Raw genomic sequence first — 16,947 nt, 5'->3', positions numbered from 1 at the left:
AAACGAGATAGCAGCATAAAGTGGCGATTTTCATTTCGTTATCTACAAAATTAACTGAGCGACTGCATGGCGACTGACCTCGTCACTTCGTCACTAGGAGCAGCGAGATGAGTAAAATTTAATACTGACTTAAGGCGATATTTGCAGAGTTAAAAACCACCAATTAAGCGGTTTTCAGCCAGCAAAAAACCTTTCTAATAATGCGTTTTTGTCACTTTAAGTGATTGGTAGCACGACAAAACATCTCGCTTTTTCTCCCTTGAGCTACGCTTGTTACAGGGTCTGCATGTCTGACAGATCCACTGACAAAAAGTCCACTGACAATCATGTTTCGTCGGGAGATGCGCTAATGACTATTTCAACTCGTAAGCAGGCACGGGAAGCCACCACATTAAGTGATGGTCCTGATTGGACATTTCCGTTGCTACAGGATTATCTAGATCAAATCGATCGGGTTGCTAAACACTACCGACTGGACACCTATCCGCATCAGATTGAGGTGATCACCGCCGAACAGATGATGGACGCCTATTCCAGCGTGGGTATGCCTATCAACTATACCCATTGGTCTTTCGGTAAAAAGTTTATCGAAACCGAGCAGCTGTATAAGCATGGTCAGCAAGGCCTAGCGTATGAAATTGTCATCAACTCGAATCCTTGCATCGCTTATTTGATGGAAGAAAACACCATCACTATGCAGGCGCTGGTGATGGCACATGCCTGCTATGGGCATAACTCATTTTTTAAGAACAACTATCTCTTTCGTAGTTGGACAGATGCGAGTTCGATTGTGGATTATCTGCTCTTTGCTCGCCATTACATTACTCAATGTGAAGAGCGCTACGGCGTTGATGAGGTTGAGCGCCTACTGGACTCATGCCATGCGCTGATGAACTACGGCGTCGACCGCTATAAACGTCCGCAAAAAATATCCATGGAGGATGAAATTGCGCGCCAGAAATCACGCGAAGAGTATCTGCAAAGCCAAGTTAACGAGCTGTGGAAAACATTGCCGCGCCGCGAGCGCGAAGAGCACGCGGTTGAAGCCGCCCGTTTTCCCAGCGAGCCGCAGGAAAATATTCTCTATTTCTTAGAGAAAAACGCCCCGTTGCTAGAGCCTTGGCAGAGAGAGATCGTGCGCATCGTGCGTAAAGTGAGCCAGTATTTTTATCCGCAAAAACAGACTCAGGTGATGAATGAGGGTTGGGCCACCTTCTGGCACTACACAATTTTGAATCATCTCTATGATGAAAATCTGGTCAGTGACCGTTTTATGCTGGAATTTTTGCACAGCCATACCAACGTGGTGTACCAGCCCGCATACAACAGCCCTTATTACAATGGCATTAACCCCTATGCGTTGGGCTTTGCCATGTTCCAAGATATTAAACGAATTTGCCAAAACCCGACCGAAGAGGATCGTCATTGGTTCCCTGCCATCGCCGGTACGGATTGGCTAGATACGCTGCATTTCGCCATGCGTGATTTTAAAGATGAAAGCTTTATCAGCCAGTTCTTATCACCGAAGCTGATGCGTGATTTTAGGCTTTTCACGGTATTAGATGATGACAGGAATAACTATCTGGAAATCGATGCGATTCATAATGAGGAAGGCTATCGCCGCATCCGTGAGCAACTGTCAGCGCAGTATAATTTGAGTAACCACGAACCGAATATTCAGGTATGGAATGTCGCTTTGCGTGGAGACCGCTCATTAACGCTGCGTTATGTGCCGCATAATCGTGCTCCGCTGGATAAAGGCCGCCGCGAAGTGTTAAAGCATCTGCATCGTCTATGGGGATTCGATGTGTATTTAGAACAGCTTAATGAAGATGGTAATGTCGAACTGCTGGAGCGCTGCCCTGCTCGCCCCAATCAGCTTTGACAGTTTCCTTATCATAGAACGCAAAAAGGGCGCATCATGCGCCCTTTGTTTTATTCTCTTTGCGACCCAATCAACTAGCGACGGCCTTCCGCCAAATCGCTTGGAATGGATCCTTGCATGCTATGCCAAATAGCGCCGCTGTCTTTACCATAGTTGCGCACGTATTCCATAACTTTCTCATAGTTCTGCTCGTGGCACAGCTGGCTCAGCTTGGCATAAAAGGTTAACGCCAATTTGCGCGCTTCGGGATTTGAGAAGTAATAGCGCCCAACGCGGGTATACAAGCCTTTCAGACCGTTGAGGATCAAACCATAGATAGGATTCCCAGACGCAAAGGCGAGCCCACGGAAAATTCCATAGTCCAAATCCGTGAAAGCTTCTGCGTGATCGTCCACAGTCTCTGCTTGAGCCAAGATCTCTTGCACTTTATCTGGATGCTGACGCACCGCGGTACGAATAAAGATAGAGGCAATATTGGTACGCACAGATAACAGATTATCGATAAGCTGCGGAACACTATCGTGATCGAGACGAGCTAATGTTTCCAGAATATTTAAACCCGAGGTTTCCCAGAAATTATTCACTTTCGTTGGTTTACCATGCTGAATAGTTAACCAACCATCTCGAGCCAATCGCTGTAGAACCTCACGTAGCGTGGTGCGCGTGACACCAATGAGCTCAGACAGCTCACGCTCTGCCGGTAAGATTGATCCAGGTGCAAAGCGATTATTCCAAATGCTTTCAATGATATACTCTTCTGCAAACCCTGCTGGACTCTGCGCCTTAATAACCATATTGTTGACGTTCCGTAACGACGATATTCCACTAATAACATGGCGCTCATCATACCAGATCGCCTATGGCTGATATAGCGCTGATGCTCGGGATTGCGCGAAACAATAGATCACCCATCACAAAAATAACCTCAATTTTATGCGGTAATTATGTTACACACCTGCATTTCTATGTAAAAGACGCCTTCATCAATTAACACCTTATTAGCAAATAAGAATAAAACTCAATTAGATCTGGATTGCTGATAGATATGAGAGTTAAAATGACAATCGTTATCAATCGAGTTCAGAGGACAGTATGGATCTTGCAGGTATTTTGATTAGCGCATCCTGTGTGTTGACGACTTCCGCCCTACTGGTGACGGTCTATGGCGGCAGCGGTATGCCGCGTTTTTTCCGGAAACCTCAGCCTAAGTCTGAACCACATTATCAACAGTCAGTTGAAGCTTCCGCTTTAGAGGATGGAAAATCCCCTGACGTTGGCGATCTCAATATCTCCCTGCCAGCAATGAGCGCCATGGGCGATCTCAATATTGCATTGCCGGTGACACAAACCGTGATTGGCGATATCAGAGAAGCCTATTAGGCTATTGTGATGTGCATATAAAAAAACCGCCGAAACGGCGGTTTTTTTATGTTCACTGCTACTAGATTTTACAGCCTTCACAGTCGGCTTCATCATTCAGCTCAACAGGGACTTCATTGGCTTTTTCCTGCGCACGCTTTTCAGCCTGCTCAAGCTGAGCGTCAATGTCAAAATCAAAAATATCTTCGTTCATACAGAATACCTCGCTAGATCAATAAACGCAGTATAACGGCGTTATTCACGCAGGTAAAACCCCTCGCTCACGTTCATATTCTGTACAGAGATAAATTCCCGAGATAAAAAACCATAATAATAAAATGATTTTAAAGGAGTTATTTTATTTCCGTCTACTTTTACGTCACAGAACAAAAAGAGTATAGTCTGAGCTTCGCATTAAAATATTCTATCTGTTTGTTCAAATTTTGGGTGCAGAGTTGTTATGAACACCACATTTTCTCAGGCTTTCAGCAAAAATTTTCTAGGTAACGCACCAGACTGGTACAAAATCGCCATTCTGATCTTTTTACTGGTGAATCCACTGGTATTCTTTTTTGTCAGCCCGTTTATGGCTGGGTGGCTTCTGGTTGCTGAGTTCATCTTCACCCTTGCCATGGCGCTAAAGTGCTATCCCCTGCTTCCTGGCGGACTACTCGCTTTTGAAGCCGTCCTCATAGGAATGACCACGGCTGAAAAAGTTAAGCACGAGGTGGCCGCTAATATCGAAGTCGTGCTGCTGCTTATTTTCATGGTAGCGGGCATCTATTTCATGAAACAGCTACTGCTGTTTGTATTTACCAAGCTACTGCTTAACATCCGTTCAAAAATCGCACTCTCGCTGGCTTTTTGTATTGCTTCTGCCTTTCTATCTGCGTTTCTTGATGCATTGACGGTTATCGCAGTGGTGATCAGCGTCGCCGTTGGGTTCTACGGCATCTACCATAAAGTCGCTTCAGGCATAGATGAATCATTGGCACTTAATGATGACAGTCATCTTCAAAATGCGGGCCGACGCGCGATCTTAAATCAGTTTAGATCTTTCTTACGTAGCCTCATGATGCATGCAGGCGTGGGTACCGCGCTCGGCGGCGTCATGACGATGGTCGGTGAGCCACAAAACCTGATTATTGCTAAAAGCGCCGACTGGGATTTTGTTTCCTTTCTATTGCGTATGGCTCCCGTCACCGTACCCGTGTTTATTTGTGGGATCTTGACCTGCTATCTGGTTGAGCGTTTTCACGTATTTGGCTACGGCACCCGTTTGCCAAAGCGCGTTCGCCAAGTTCTGCGTGAATACGATCAAAACGCTACGCGCAAGCGCACCCGTCAGGAACGCCAAAAACTGTTTATTCAGGCATTAATTGGTATCTGGCTGATCGCCGCGCTAGCGTTCCATCTGGCCGAGGTCGGTTTGATTGGCCTGAGTGTTATCGTATTAGCCACGGCATTTTGCGGCGTTACCGATGAACATGCCATCGGCAAGGCCTTTCAGGAGTCACTGCCTTTTACCGCGCTGCTGACCGTATTTTTTGCGGTCGTCGCCGTTATTATCGACCAGCAGCTATTCTCACCGGTCATCCATTTTGTGCTTCAGGCCTCACCTGAACATCAATTAACGCTTTTTTATCTGTTTAATGGTCTACTTTCGTCTATTTCAGACAACGTGTTCGTGGGTACGGTGTATATTCATGAGGCGAAAGCGGCATTGGAATCTGGCGCGATCTCACTAAAACAGTTTGAGATGCTGGCCGTTGCGATCAATACCGGCACGAATTTGCCATCGGTGGCAACGCCAAACGGTCAAGCCGCGTTCTTGTTCTTATTAACGTCAGCGCTCTCCCCGCTTATTCGTTTATCATATGGACGGATGGTGTGGATGGCTCTGCCTTATACCGTTGTAATGACACTTGTTGGGTTAGCCTGCGTCCAGTTCACATTAGAACCGGTGACTCAGCTGTTTTACCAGTGGCATTGGCTGTCTTTACCGCCGGTCAATGAGGTATTGTCGAGTGTTAATTAGCAATATCATTAATACTTAAACAATGACTAGTTTTTCAATCTAATAGCTGGCAGGTAAGACAATATCGTTTACACTGCGCACATCTAGCTGTGGCATGGAATGGATCTGATATGTTGCAATTTTTAAATGGTTGTTCTCGTGGTCGCGGAGCTTGGGCACTTTTAGCCATCACCGCGTTAATATTTGAGTTGGTCGCGCTGTATTTCCAGCATGTCATGCTATTAAAGCCTTGCGTATTATGCATTTATGAGCGCTGTGCATTGTTTGGCATTATGGGCGCAGGCATTGTTGGCGCCATTGCGCCTAAAACGCCGCTACGTTGGATTGCGATCCTAATCTGGATTTATAGCGCCTATGAGGGCTTGATGCTGGCGTGGAAGCACACCATGATTCAGCTACATCCATCCCCGTTTGTCACCTGTGATTTCTTTGTCTCCTTCCCTTCGTGGTTACCGTTAGACAAATGGGCTCCGGGCATTTTCTCGGCATCAGGTGACTGTTCAGTGCGTCAGTGGGAGTTTCTGACGTTAGAGATGCCACAATGGTTAGTCGGCATTTTTGCTGCGTTCTTGTTGGTTGCCGCATTGGTGTTCATTGCGCAGTTTGTGAAGCCAAAACGCCGCGATTTGTTTGGCCGCTAACGATCTCTTTGAAATAAAAAAAGCACCTTAATCGGTGCTTTTTTTATACCCCAATGGAATCAAATCCGCGTAAATCAGCTAAATAGTCACTGTTGCCTGTCTATTTATCTTCATATCCTTGAATCCCTTGCTTCAGCCCTCTAATCTTGAGTTATGAAATCCAACATTCAGAGAACTAATCTATGATGCATCAATTCAAAGTTATCTACAGATCAAACAACGAAGTGCATGATTTCATCATGAACGGGCAAGCCACATTGAGTAAGGAGGATGGCGAGGTTTTAGAGGCCGCGCTGATTGACGTGGCGCAATACCTTAGCGCCAGTGCGAAAGACCTGCATATACTCTCGGTTGAGCGGTTACAGCATCTTTAAGTTAATCATTTAAAGAAAATTTAACGAAAAAAGCCTGAAGATTATCAACGAATAAAACTCGAAGAAATCTATCAGGCTTTTTATCTTTCAGGAGGACTCGCACAACTAATAATATTTAAAGTCTATTATTAATTAAACCAGCTACTGGCTTTTTTCTCGCGTGACTTCCCTTCGCTCTGCATCAGCTCTTTACCACCAATAGAGAGATTGCGATTCACATCTGCTTCAGATTGAATAACGTCAGTTTTCGCCGCCTGAGATTTTAAATCCTGATCGATAAAATCATTTTCTCTCTTCGCACGGGCAGCCTGTCGTTCCAATTCTAATTTTCTAGACTGGATTTCTAGCTGCCTCAATTCATCTTCGTACGACTGATCTCTCTTTTTATCAGCATTCGCTACTTCCAAGCGCTGTTTTCTTTCTGCAGCATTAACAGCAGCTTTTTCCTGACGCTTCTTTTCAGCCAAAGCATTAGCTTTAGCTCGTCGAGATTGCTCATTTCTTAATTCACGCTCATATTGAGCCTGCCTTAAATCGGCCTCTCGACTTTCTTGCGCTTTGCCTTGACTTTCAGCTTGTGCAACTGCTGAAAGTTGATCCTGTAAGGAGGCGGCATGAACGAATGCAGGGGAAATCAGCAACGACGTCAAAATATAAAACAATACTTTACGCATCGTAAGAAATCCTTATTTCTTAACTGGGCAAGTTGTATTTGGTTGAATACGCGTTTCATTTTCTTTAGTAGAAATAACCACAGCTAAACCTGTAGTGAACTGACAAGCCTTACCAACCTGAGTCGATGTATAGATTTTAGTGCCTTCTTTGTAAGTCAAAGATACGCCTTCAACCAATACTTTATCTTTCACCAAAGACCCAGCCGCCGCGCCGACAGCACCGCCGCCGACAGCACCAGCGCCGGTACCTAATGCTGAGCCAGTACCCACATTATGCCCAGCTACACCACCGGCTACGGCACCAAGAATGGCACCAAACGTTTGGGCTGCTTTTTTATTTTCTGTATTATCAACAGAGATTTTCGCAGGCAAAATTGAAATCAGATTAACGGTTTTCGTTTCCTGTTTTCCATTCAAGTTACTGGTTTCATAAACATCGGCCGCGTAGCTATCAGCATTTGATTGGCAACCAGTCAACGCCAGTACAGAAACCAAAGAAGAAATTAATAAAGCATATTTTTTATTCATTTAATTATATAACCCCAAAGGAAAAAGTGCTGGCGATAATACTGATTTATTATTTTATTGTAAATGTCATACATTAAAATAAATAACGCATAATCAATCAAATAAAAACTTGATAACTTATTAAGTCATTTATTTAATATTTCAAAAATTTAAAAAACAGGCTTAAAACCCGCTTCATAAGATAATTAGAAAGAGATTACTTTTTTATTATGTTTACATAAAATCAACACAACGGGTCTAGTTATATCAACATTTATATTTTCAAAAATCCATTCTTTAAATTTAGATTTTGAGTGTGGATAATTTAGGTTAATTTTATCTTAGCTTAAAATTTACTCAAAAATATAACACCGCCATTGAAAATATCAAATTCAAACGAATAAAATAATTAACAAACTTATAAATCATTAATTGTTATAAACACCGTACTTTTCTGATGCCCTCTTCTCACAGAATAAGCAATACGCGTATGCACTAAGTCTATAGTCACGTGAGTGGACCGCTGATTGCAGTCAATCGGCCTATGCATATGATCCCGCTCTGCTAGCGCTCGTCACCACACGATTAGCGTGGATTCTCTCTCGCATTAATAATTTCAATGAATGTATAATGACCATAAAATTTAAATCCGCCAAACATACGGCAAACCATCACAGGACACGACACATTAAATTACTCACTTGCTTGATATTTGCACTGTCTAAGGATGCTAAAGATCTTCGAGAGTTTTGGCGAATAGAGATTGTACGGAAAGACAAATTTTCTTGGCGAAGACTGTTGACCAATAAATCCAACCGACGCCGTAATTTTCTGTTTTGGTGGCGTCTCGCTAGCGAAATGGACAAACACGGTTCAAAGCGCCATCAAAAAATCGCATCAAGAATCTGCGACAAGCTAAAGACTCGCTATGCAGCAGATGTTGAATTGGGCGCTGTGATTGGACCTGGCTTACACATGCCACATCACGCAGGAATTGTTATATCCAAGCATGCTCGAATCGGCTCTAATTTTATTATTCGCCAAAATACCACGATCGGTGCAGTGCAAGATATGCCGCCAAACTCAATCATTAAGATTGGAAACAATGTCGATATTGGCGCTAACTGTTGCCTGATTGGCCCAATAACCATTGGTGATAACGTTAAGGTTGGGGCGATGTCATTCGTGAATAAGGACATTCCTGCAAATGGGGTTTACATTACACGTAAGACCTCAGTGTTTACCCCATACGACGTGAATTAGTCCTTAAGAATCAGACCCATTGGTTGCCCAGAAAGGTTTATTCATAATGTGATCTTCCCAATCGCTGACTTCACTCTCGCGTACGGCAATGTAGCGTACCGAGATCCGCTCCGCGTGCATTGCTTTCTTAGAGCCCACTTTGAGGGGATGCCATTCTGGCAAGTCTTTGCCTTCGTGAACCATCCGATAGGCGCAGGTAGGAGGAAGCCATTCGAAGGTTTCAAGGTTTTCGCGCGTTAGCTTGATACAGTCTTCTTCATACTCAAAACGACGCTCATAATGACGACATTGGCACGTTTTGATGTTGAGTAGGTTGCATGCAACGTTGGTGAAGTAGATTTCGTCAGTATCTTCGTCTTGCAGCTTATGCAAGCAGCACTGCCCACAACCATCACAAAGTGATTCCCATTCATCATTGCTCATTTCAGCTAATGTTTTTTCTTGCCAGAAAGGGAGAGTTGTCATGCTTGTGTGTCCGATAATTACAGTTGGGCTGCACTATATAGACGCTTTGGCGATGAGATGCAAGTTTTGTCCTTACTAAAACTGTGCTTAGTAAGGACGCTACTGGCTAGATAATGCGAGTACTCAATGAGTTACCATTGATGGATAACGTTAGCATATCGCCAGAGACTAAAGGTCCGACGCCCTGTGGGGTTCCGGTCAAAATAATGTCGCCCGCACGCAGAGTAAAGTAGCGGCTCATATAGCTTATCAGCGGCAGAATCGGCGTAATCATGTCACGCGTGTTGCCTTGCTGACGAATAGCGCCATTGATGCTTAAGCTTAGTTCAGCATTTTGCGGGTCGCCAAACTCAGATTCAGGGATAAATCCAGAAATGGGGCAAGAACCATCGAAGGCTTTCGCCTTTTCCCAAGGGCGCCCTGCTTTTTTGCATTCAGCCTGAATATCACGCAGCGTAAGATCTAAGGCAACTCCGTAACCTGCAATAGCGCGTGCCACACGATCTTCATTAGCCTGCTTCAGCGGTGTGCCAATCAGGATGGCCAGCTCAATCTCATGATGAACAGAACCAAAATCTTTCGGGATGGCAACAGGCTGGCGAATATCACAAAGCGCCGTTTCCGGTTTGATAAATAAGACCGGCTCTGGTGCCTGCGTTCCGCCCATTTCTTTGATGTGATCGCCGTAGTTACTGCCAACGCAAACCACTTTACTGACAGGAAGCTCTAGCAAAGCACCCTGCCAATCACGATGTTGATACATAGACTTCTCCTGTGGTTATACACAACGCGATGCTATCGCCACGTTATTCCAAGGGGCATACATAATCTGAAGCGAGAATCGAGACGCCAACGGCATCTGAGCTTCCTGCCCTTCTTATATAAAACTAGTTATGAAACTACAGCCGCAATCATCAACACTTCAATGGATTTGCGCCGAGATAGCTCGGCGCTCTATGTTTATGTGAATAACATCACACAATTCATTCATCCGAAGATTTTTTAGTTTGTTCGAAATGCATTTTTAGCAAACTTTCGGGCGGAGGAGGCAGCTGTAAATAATACCCTTGCTCTTTTAAAGCGCTTTTGACTTTTTCAATGTCGGCTGAGCCCAGTTTCTTTTTACTCTCTAAATCGATCACCATGGCTAATTGTGGTTGGCCAAAACTTTTCATCAGTTCTTCAGGCACCGATGAGAAATCGTCTCTTTTTTCGACATAAAGATAGGTCTGATCGCGTTTTGAACTTCTGTAAATGGTACAAATCATTTTTTCACTCTAATTAATTCAGACGGCGACTTGCCTAGATATAGCACTGACTATAACATGCTTAATGTACATCGGAATATTACCCCCTGTGTGGTTATTCCGGGGATTTAAAGTTGCTGAAACTGAGTCAGGATAGATGTCACAATCGCCAATAGAACTAAAAGGCAGCAGTTTTACCCTTTCGGTTGTTCATTTGCATAATTCGCAACCGGAGGTAATACGTGAGGCATTAATCGAAAAAGTCGAGCAAGCGCCCGCTTTTTTGAAAAATGCCCCTGTTGTTATTAATATTGCTAACGTCCCTGAAGGCGCAAGCTGGCAGAAATTACAACAGGCCATTACCGAAGCTGGGCTGCATGTCATTGGCGTAAGTGGTTGCACCGATGAAGGGCTTAAACGTGCTGTAACGCGTGCAGGCTTGCCTTTGCTGAGTGAAGGGAAAGGTATTAAGAAAAGTGCGCCCGTCGCGTTACCCGAGCCACCCGCACCGGTTAAAACCCGTATTGTGAGTACGCCGGTTCGGTCTGGACAGCAGATATATGCACGAGACTGTGATTTGATTGTCACCAGCAGCGTCAGCGCGGGTGCCGAAGTGATCGCCGATGGCAATATCCATATTTACGGCATGATGCGCGGACGCGCCCTTGCTGGAGCCAGCGGAGATACATCCAGTCAGATTTTTTGTGCTCACCTTGCCGCTGAACTGGTGTCTATCGCCGGTCAGTACTGGCTGAGCGATCAAATCCCTGAAGCTTTTTATGGGCAAGCTGCCAGACTCAATTTGAGTGACAGTGCCTTAACTATACAACCTCTATTCTAGGCCCTTCGACAAGGAACCCATATACATGGCACGCATTATTGTTGTTACATCCGGTAAAGGGGGCGTTGGTAAAACCACATCTAGCGCAGCCATCGCTACCGGTTTGGCCCAAAAAGGTAAAAAGACCGTTGTTATCGACTTTGATATCGGTCTGCGTAATCTAGACCTGATCATGGGCTGTGAGCGTCGTGTGGTGTATGATTTTGTTAACGTGATTCAAGGTGATGCCACTCTGAATCAGGCGTTAATCAAAGATAAGCGTACAGAAAACCTCTACATTCTCCCGGCCTCACAAACTCGCGACAAAGATGCCTTAACGCACGAAGGCGTTGAGAAGGTCTTAAACGATCTCGGCACGATGGACTTTGACTTTATCGTCTGTGATTCACCAGCAGGTATCGAAACTGGCGCACTAATGGCGCTGTATTTCGCTGATGAAGCCATCATTACCACTAACCCAGAAGTGTCGTCTGTACGTGACTCTGACCGCATCCTCGGCATTTTGGCGTCAAAATCTCGCCGTGCAGAAAAAGGCGAAGATCCAATCAAAGAGCATCTGCTGCTGACTCGCTACAACCCAGGCCGCGTGAGCCGTGGTGACATGCTGAGCATGGAAGATGTGTTAGATATTCTGCGCATCCCGTTGGTTGGCGTGATCCCAGAAAGCCCATCCGTACTGCGCGCATCAAACCAAGGCGAACCTGTTATACTGGATAAAGAGTCAGACGCCGGTCAGGCTTACCAAGACATGGTCGATCGCTTGCTGGGCGAAGAACGTGCATTCCGATTTGTTGAAGAAGAGAAAAAAGGCTTCCTGAAACGCCTGTTCGGGGGATAAAACATGGCATTACTTGATTTCTTCCTGTCGCGCAAAAAGCCGACAGCCAATATAGCCAAGGAACGGCTGCAAATTATTGTTGCGGAGCGACGTCGCGGTGATAGTGAGCCACAATATTTGCCCCAGTTAAAACGAGATATCTTGGCTGTAATCTGCAAATACGTGCAGATAGATCCAGAAATGCTGACGGTACAGTTTGAACAAAAAGGCGATGATATTTCGGTATTAGAGCTTAATGTTACCTTGCCTGAAGCAGAAGAAGCAGCTAAATGATTTTATCATTCTGACGTTCTCTTATAGAAATATAAGGGAACGCCTGTATATATAAACAGACCTTTTAATAAGTAATTATCTCAAAAATAGCTATTATCAAGATTATTCCTAATATTAATTAATGCACCAATGAATATTGAGAATATTCACATAGACTACTTTCTATAAGTTTTGTTTTTATATTATTGATTCATTTTCTGATATGTTCGTAAAAAATAAAGACAGCTAATAGCTGTCTTTATTTATATTGTTCGACTACCAAGACGATCACAAGGTAGCCAAAATGGCCCTAACCTGCTCGCCAAGCAAATCCGCTCTCCAGCCTTGAAGTAAATCTGGCTGTTCTTCTTTCAGCTTCCAGTGCCAGCTTAGCAGTGCGTTTATTTGTCTACGCGAAGCGATCAGCTCCGCCGTTAATCCGCTACGTTCAGCCGCGTTTTGCACTACGGCTTTTAGCTCTTTAAACGCATGCTTATAGCCACTGTGATCAACCAATCGTTCAACCGGCTGTGGCCATTCAGACTCAGGGATATTGGCAGACTCAGCTACCATAGCCACCAGCGTTTTACCGTGGAAACGGATCTCAGGGCCACTCAACCCCAGCTCGCCTAGTTCGCCTTGAGAGGTCGGTAGATAGCGCGCAACCTGCCACAGGTTCTCTTCACGTACCACGAAATTAACCGCCATGTCACGCTGTCTAGCTTGATTGATACGCCACTCAGCCAGTTTCTGTAAACACGCTAGCTGACGCGTACGCAGCTGCCAAGCGTTAGTAATATCACGATAGGCTAAGGTAGGATCCACTACTTCTTGGCGACGACGACACAGGGCCAAGCATTCGTCATTTGCGGCATCCGTCCAGCCAGCCTCAGCCACTTCCGCAATAAGCTTATGTGCAAGCGGCAACAGATAGAACACATCAGCGGCAGCGTACTCACATTGGCGCTCGGTTAGTGGACGCGCTAACCAGTCAGTGCGGGATTCGCTTTTGTCTAATTCAACCTGTAAATACTCATTCACCATCGCGGCAAACCCACAGGAAAGCGGGCGACCCGTAAAGGCAGCTAAAATCTGCGTATCAATCATTGGCGTTGGCAGCGTCTGAAAATCATGGATAAAAACCTCCAGATCTTCGCTACCCGCATGCAGTAACTTTGTGACGTCTGGATTTTTCAGCAGTTCAACGAAGGGCTGCCAGTCGGTAATTGGCAACGGGTCGATCAGCGACAGCGTTTCGCCATCAAAAAGCTGAATTAGGCCTAACTGAGGATAGTAGGTGCGGGTACGGACAAATTCGGTGTCTAGCGCAATGTAAGTGTGGCGGCTTGCTTGCTCGCAAACCTGCTTAAGTTCGCTACTGGTGGTAATCAACTGATAATTCAAAACATCATTCTCATTTTCATATTTCTGGCATCATCACAACGCCAGCCGAGTTAGTCGGTACAAACAACGACGCCGGTAACAACCGGCGTCAACGTTTATCGGCTCAGAATAATGAGAAGCTATACGGCGCTTTCCTGCGAGGCCGCTTGCTCCTCACGCAATTTTCTGCGTAGGATTTTCCCTACGTTAGACTTTGGCAACTCATCGTAAAACTCCACCTTCTTAGGAACTTTATAGCCCGTGAGATGCTTACGACAGTGTGCAATCAGCTCATCGCGAGTCAGAGAGGGATCTTTCTTCACAACGCAGATTTTAACCATCTCGCCAGAAGCCCCGTTTGGAACACCGATTGCCGCGCACTCAAGCACTTTATCATGCATTGAGACCACTTCTTCGATTTCATTCGGATAAACATTGAAACCAGATACTAATATCATATCTTTTTTGCGATCGACAATGCGTAAGAAGCCCTCGTCATCAATGGTGACAACATCGCCGGTAGATAGCCAACCGTCTTTAAGAATTTCGTCGGTCGCCTCAGGACGCTGCCAGTAACCAAGCATAACCTGTGGCCCTTTCACCTGCAGTTCCCCTGCTTCACCGTGTGGGACTTCATTGCCATTATCATCGACCAAACGCACATCGGTAGAAGGAACCGGAAGGCCTATGCTGCCGCTATAGTGCTTCAAGTCGTACGGATTGCCAGAAACCAATGGCGCGCACTCCGTTAATCCATATCCTTCCAGCAAATGGCGTCCGGTTAATTTTTCCCACTTTTCGGCTACCGAACGCTGAACTGACATCCCGCCGCCGACAGACAAGCGTAACGTGGAGAAATCCAATTCGCGGAAATCTTCGTTATTCAGCAACGCATTAAACAGCGTATTCACACCCGTTAACGCCGTAAATGGATAGCGGCTGAGCTCTTTCACCACGGCAGGAATATCGCGTGGGTTGGTGATCATCAGATTGCAGCCACCCATCTCAATAAACAGCAGGCAGTTCACGGTTAAAGCAAAAATGTGGTAAAGCGGCAGCGCCGTCACCACCAACTCATGGCCTTCATTCAGCAATGGGCCATATGCCGCACGCGATTGGATCAGATTAGCCTGCATATTTCGATGCGTTAGCATCGCGCCTTTCGCAACGCCGGTAGTACCGCCGGTGTATTGCAAAAATGCGAGGTCATTATTGGTGATATCTGGCTTGATGTACTGTTGGCGCCGCCCACGTTGTAACGCCGAGCGGAAAGAAATCGCATCGGGCAAGTTATATTTGGGCACCAGCCGCTTAATATACTTCACCACAAAGTTTACCAACGTCCCTTTTGCCGCCGACAGCTGATCGCCCATACGGGTCAAAATGACATGCTTCACCTGCGTATTAAAGACGACTTTCTCCAGCGTATGCGCAAAGTTAGAGACGATCACAATCGCGCTCGCACCGCTGTCATTCAGCTGATGTTCTAATTCTCGCGGGGTGTAAAGCGGGTTAACGTTAACCACAACCATTCCGGCGCGTAGCACACCAAACAGCGCGATCGGATATTGCAGCAGATTAGGCATCATCAGCGCAACGCGGTCGCCCTTCTTCAGCCCTAGCTCATTTTGCAAATAGGCCGCAAATGCACGGCTGCGCTCTTCAAGCTTACGGAAGGTCATCACCTGCCCCATGTTGATGAACGCAGGCTGGTCAGCAAAACGCGCCACCGACTGCTCGAACATCTCCACCAGAGAGGTGTATTGATCAGGATCGATTTCCGCAGGGACATCTGCCGGATATCGTTTCAGCCAAACCTTTTCCAAGGTCGTTCTCCCGTAATTATTGTTATCTTGTTTAAGCATCGTTTGCATCGCACACCCGAACCGTTAGCCATGAGAAACAACAGAACAATATCTAATGTTTAACAAAATTTTAACTCAGCGTACCAGTTCATGTGTAAACAATTTTCAGGTTGCGATATGCATCACTAAAATGGCCTCGCCCCGGTCTTACCCAGCATATATTGAGATCGGCTAGCCGCTATAAAAGCAAAAAGCGGCCTCATGGCCGCTGTGGATATAATACCAAAAAGAGTAACTTTTTGTAAAATTAGCGAATTTTTTAGTCCAAGAAAACACCAATTAGCTTATTTTTTCCGCTGTAATTGCTTACCTAGATGGCGACGGTGATCAATGCAACACTCATTATTTCAAGAAGTGATAAATCACGGTTCGTATCGGAGCTCAACTCATGTATATTCCGCTTTTTATCGGAGGGAACCATGCTGACCAACTCATCGACTCGTCTGAACAAATACATCAGTGAAAGTGGCATTTGCTCACGACGCGACGCCGATCGCTACATTGAACAAGGGCATGTTTTTATTAACGGTAAACGTGCCGGAATTGGCGATCAGGTTTTCGCGGGTGACGTCGTGAAAGTTAATGGCCAGTTGATTGAACCCCGTGACGCCGACGACCTTGTTCTCATTGCGCTCAACAAACCCGTTGGCATTGTGAGCACCACGGAGAACGGTGAGAAAGATAATATCGTGGATTACGTCAATCACAGCACCCGCGTTTTTCCCATTGGTCGCTTAGACAAAGATTCACAGGGCATCATCTTCCTCACCAACCACGGCGATCTAGTCAATAAAATTCTGCGCGCCGGTAATGATCATGAAAAAGAGTATCTGGTCACCGTGAATAAACCGGTAACCGATGAATTTATTCGTGGCATGGGCGCGGGAGTACCGATTCTCGGTACGGTAACGAAGAAGTGCAAAGTGAAAAAAGAAGCGCCCTTTGTGTTTCGTATCACCTTAGTTCAGGGCTTGAACCGCCAAATTCGCCGGATGTGTGAACATTTTGGCTTCGAGGTTACCAAGCTCGAACGTACCCGAATCATGAACGTCAGCCTTGCTGGCCTGCCACTGGGCGAATGGCGAGACTTGACCGACGATGAACTTATCGAACTGTTTAAGTCTATTGAAGACTCTTCTTCTGAAGCCAAACCAGCGAAGAAAGCGAAACCGAAGGCAAAACCCGCGGCAGCTAAAAGCGCCCCGGCTAAAGGGCCAAAAACCGCCGCGAAAGGTGCGGGAGATGCCGCTTCACGTAAGCGCTTTACCCAGCCTGGGCGTAAGAAAAAAGGCCGTTAATCAGCAAGCACCTAAAA

General features: G+C 45.7%; 19 protein-coding genes. 10 read left to right on the top strand and 9 right to left on the bottom strand.

Going from position 1 to position 16,947, the window contains the following annotated elements:
* The first annotated feature begins 349 nt into the window (after window positions 1-349).
* Window positions 350-1,885 carry a SpoVR family protein gene (locus CPY98_RS09220; RefSeq protein WP_043493042.1) on the top strand — a complete coding sequence of 512 codons (1,536 nt, stop codon included), beginning with the start codon at window positions 350-352 and terminating at the stop codon, window positions 1,883-1,885.
* Between the two features lie 74 nt (window positions 1,886-1,959).
* On the opposite strand, the gene fadR is transcribed toward CPY98_RS09220, so the two are convergent.
* On the bottom strand, window positions 1,960-2,679 hold the full coding sequence (gene fadR, locus CPY98_RS09215) for a fatty acid metabolism transcriptional regulator FadR (protein ID WP_025801997.1): 720 nt from the start codon (window positions 2,677-2,679) through the stop codon (window positions 1,960-1,962).
* A gap of 298 nt (window positions 2,680-2,977) precedes the next feature.
* Between fadR and CPY98_RS09210 the strand changes: the two genes are divergently transcribed.
* On the top strand, window positions 2,978-3,265 hold the full coding sequence (locus CPY98_RS09210) for a hypothetical protein (protein ID WP_025801995.1): 288 nt from the start codon (window positions 2,978-2,980) through the stop codon (window positions 3,263-3,265).
* A 61-nt stretch (window positions 3,266-3,326) separates the two neighbouring features.
* Here the strand turns inward: CPY98_RS09210 and CPY98_RS21065 are convergent, their stop codons facing one another.
* Window positions 3,327-3,458, bottom strand: coding sequence for a hypothetical protein (locus CPY98_RS21065; RefSeq protein WP_004090179.1), 132 nt, complete (start codon window positions 3,456-3,458; stop codon window positions 3,327-3,329).
* A gap of 246 nt (window positions 3,459-3,704) precedes the next feature.
* On the opposite strand from CPY98_RS21065, the gene nhaB reads away from it, so the two are divergent.
* From nhaB to CPY98_RS09195, 3 genes are all read left to right on the top strand, one after another.
* The gene (nhaB, locus tag CPY98_RS09205) at window positions 3,705-5,282 is read left to right on the top strand and encodes a sodium/proton antiporter NhaB (RefSeq protein ID WP_096387447.1); all 1,578 of its coding nucleotides are present in this window, start codon (window positions 3,705-3,707) and stop codon (window positions 5,280-5,282) included.
* A gap of 110 nt (window positions 5,283-5,392) precedes the next feature.
* Window positions 5,393-5,923: a disulfide bond formation protein DsbB gene (gene dsbB, locus CPY98_RS09200; RefSeq protein WP_025801991.1), complete on the top strand. Its 531-nt coding sequence runs from the start codon at window positions 5,393-5,395 to the stop codon at window positions 5,921-5,923.
* A 182-nt stretch (window positions 5,924-6,105) separates the two neighbouring features.
* On the top strand, window positions 6,106-6,297 hold the full coding sequence (locus tag CPY98_RS09195; protein ID WP_025801989.1) for a hypothetical protein: 192 nt from the start codon (window positions 6,106-6,108) through the stop codon (window positions 6,295-6,297).
* Between the two features lie 128 nt (window positions 6,298-6,425).
* On the opposite strand, the gene CPY98_RS09190 is transcribed toward CPY98_RS09195, so the two are convergent.
* Entirely contained in the window at window positions 6,426-6,971 is a 546-nt protein-coding gene (locus CPY98_RS09190; protein ID WP_046359021.1) for a DUF5384 family protein, read from the bottom strand.
* 12 nt (window positions 6,972-6,983) lie between these two features.
* Window positions 6,984-7,499, bottom strand: coding sequence for a membrane protein (locus CPY98_RS09185; RefSeq protein WP_040045101.1), 516 nt, complete (start codon window positions 7,497-7,499; stop codon window positions 6,984-6,986).
* A gap of 609 nt (window positions 7,500-8,108) precedes the next feature.
* On the opposite strand from CPY98_RS09185, the gene CPY98_RS09180 reads away from it, so the two are divergent.
* Window positions 8,109-8,741 carry a serine acetyltransferase gene (locus tag CPY98_RS09180; RefSeq protein WP_080723940.1) on the top strand — a complete coding sequence of 211 codons (633 nt, stop codon included), beginning with the start codon at window positions 8,109-8,111 and terminating at the stop codon, window positions 8,739-8,741.
* 3 nt (window positions 8,742-8,744) lie between these two features.
* On the opposite strand, the gene CPY98_RS09175 is transcribed toward CPY98_RS09180, so the two are convergent.
* The 3 genes from CPY98_RS09175 to CPY98_RS09165 all read right to left on the bottom strand — a co-directional run bounded on the left by CPY98_RS09175 (window position 8,745) and on the right by CPY98_RS09165 (window position 10,474).
* Window positions 8,745-9,206 (bottom strand): YcgN family cysteine cluster protein, encoded by a 462-nt coding sequence (locus CPY98_RS09175; protein WP_025801981.1) that lies wholly within the window; start codon window positions 9,204-9,206, stop codon window positions 8,745-8,747.
* Window positions 9,207-9,312: 106 nt separating this feature from the next.
* Window positions 9,313-9,969 (bottom strand): fumarylacetoacetate hydrolase family protein, encoded by a 657-nt coding sequence (locus tag CPY98_RS09170; RefSeq protein ID WP_096387445.1) that lies wholly within the window; start codon window positions 9,967-9,969, stop codon window positions 9,313-9,315.
* A 220-nt stretch (window positions 9,970-10,189) separates the two neighbouring features.
* Window positions 10,190-10,474: a YcgL domain-containing protein gene (locus tag CPY98_RS09165; protein ID WP_025801977.1), complete on the bottom strand. Its 285-nt coding sequence runs from the start codon at window positions 10,472-10,474 to the stop codon at window positions 10,190-10,192.
* Window positions 10,475-10,610: 136 nt separating this feature from the next.
* Between CPY98_RS09165 and minC the strand changes: the two genes are divergently transcribed.
* The 3 genes from minC to minE are packed head-to-tail and all read left to right on the top strand — an operon-like array spanning window position 10,611 to window position 12,405.
* Window positions 10,611-11,294, top strand: a complete 684-nt coding sequence (gene minC / locus CPY98_RS09160; protein WP_025801975.1) for a septum site-determining protein MinC — start codon at window positions 10,611-10,613, stop codon at window positions 11,292-11,294.
* 25 nt (window positions 11,295-11,319) lie between these two features.
* On the top strand, window positions 11,320-12,132 hold the full coding sequence (gene minD, locus CPY98_RS09155) for a septum site-determining protein MinD (protein WP_025801973.1): 813 nt from the start codon (window positions 11,320-11,322) through the stop codon (window positions 12,130-12,132).
* Between the two features lie 3 nt (window positions 12,133-12,135).
* Window positions 12,136-12,405 (top strand): cell division topological specificity factor MinE, encoded by a 270-nt coding sequence (gene minE / locus CPY98_RS09150; RefSeq protein WP_004090202.1) that lies wholly within the window; start codon window positions 12,136-12,138, stop codon window positions 12,403-12,405.
* A gap of 267 nt (window positions 12,406-12,672) precedes the next feature.
* On the opposite strand, the gene rnd is transcribed toward minE, so the two are convergent.
* Both rnd and fadD read right to left on the bottom strand, forming a co-directional pair.
* Window positions 12,673-13,788, bottom strand: coding sequence for a ribonuclease D (gene rnd, locus CPY98_RS09145; protein WP_046450202.1), 1,116 nt, complete (start codon window positions 13,786-13,788; stop codon window positions 12,673-12,675).
* Between the two features lie 119 nt (window positions 13,789-13,907).
* Window positions 13,908-15,593, bottom strand: coding sequence for a long-chain-fatty-acid--CoA ligase FadD (gene fadD, locus CPY98_RS09140; RefSeq protein WP_025801968.1), 1,686 nt, complete (start codon window positions 15,591-15,593; stop codon window positions 13,908-13,910).
* A 458-nt stretch (window positions 15,594-16,051) separates the two neighbouring features.
* On the opposite strand from fadD, the gene rluF reads away from it, so the two are divergent.
* Window positions 16,052-16,930 (top strand): 23S rRNA pseudouridine(2604) synthase RluF, encoded by an 879-nt coding sequence (gene rluF, locus CPY98_RS09135; RefSeq protein ID WP_046450201.1) that lies wholly within the window; start codon window positions 16,052-16,054, stop codon window positions 16,928-16,930.
* Window positions 16,931-16,947 lie beyond the last annotated feature (17 nt).

The organism is Hafnia sp. CBA7124 (genome assembly GCF_002355555.1).
In the GTDB taxonomy this organism is placed as follows: domain Bacteria; phylum Pseudomonadota; class Gammaproteobacteria; order Enterobacterales; family Enterobacteriaceae; genus Hafnia; species Hafnia alvei.
This window is presented reverse-complemented; position numbering and strand designations above follow the sequence as displayed.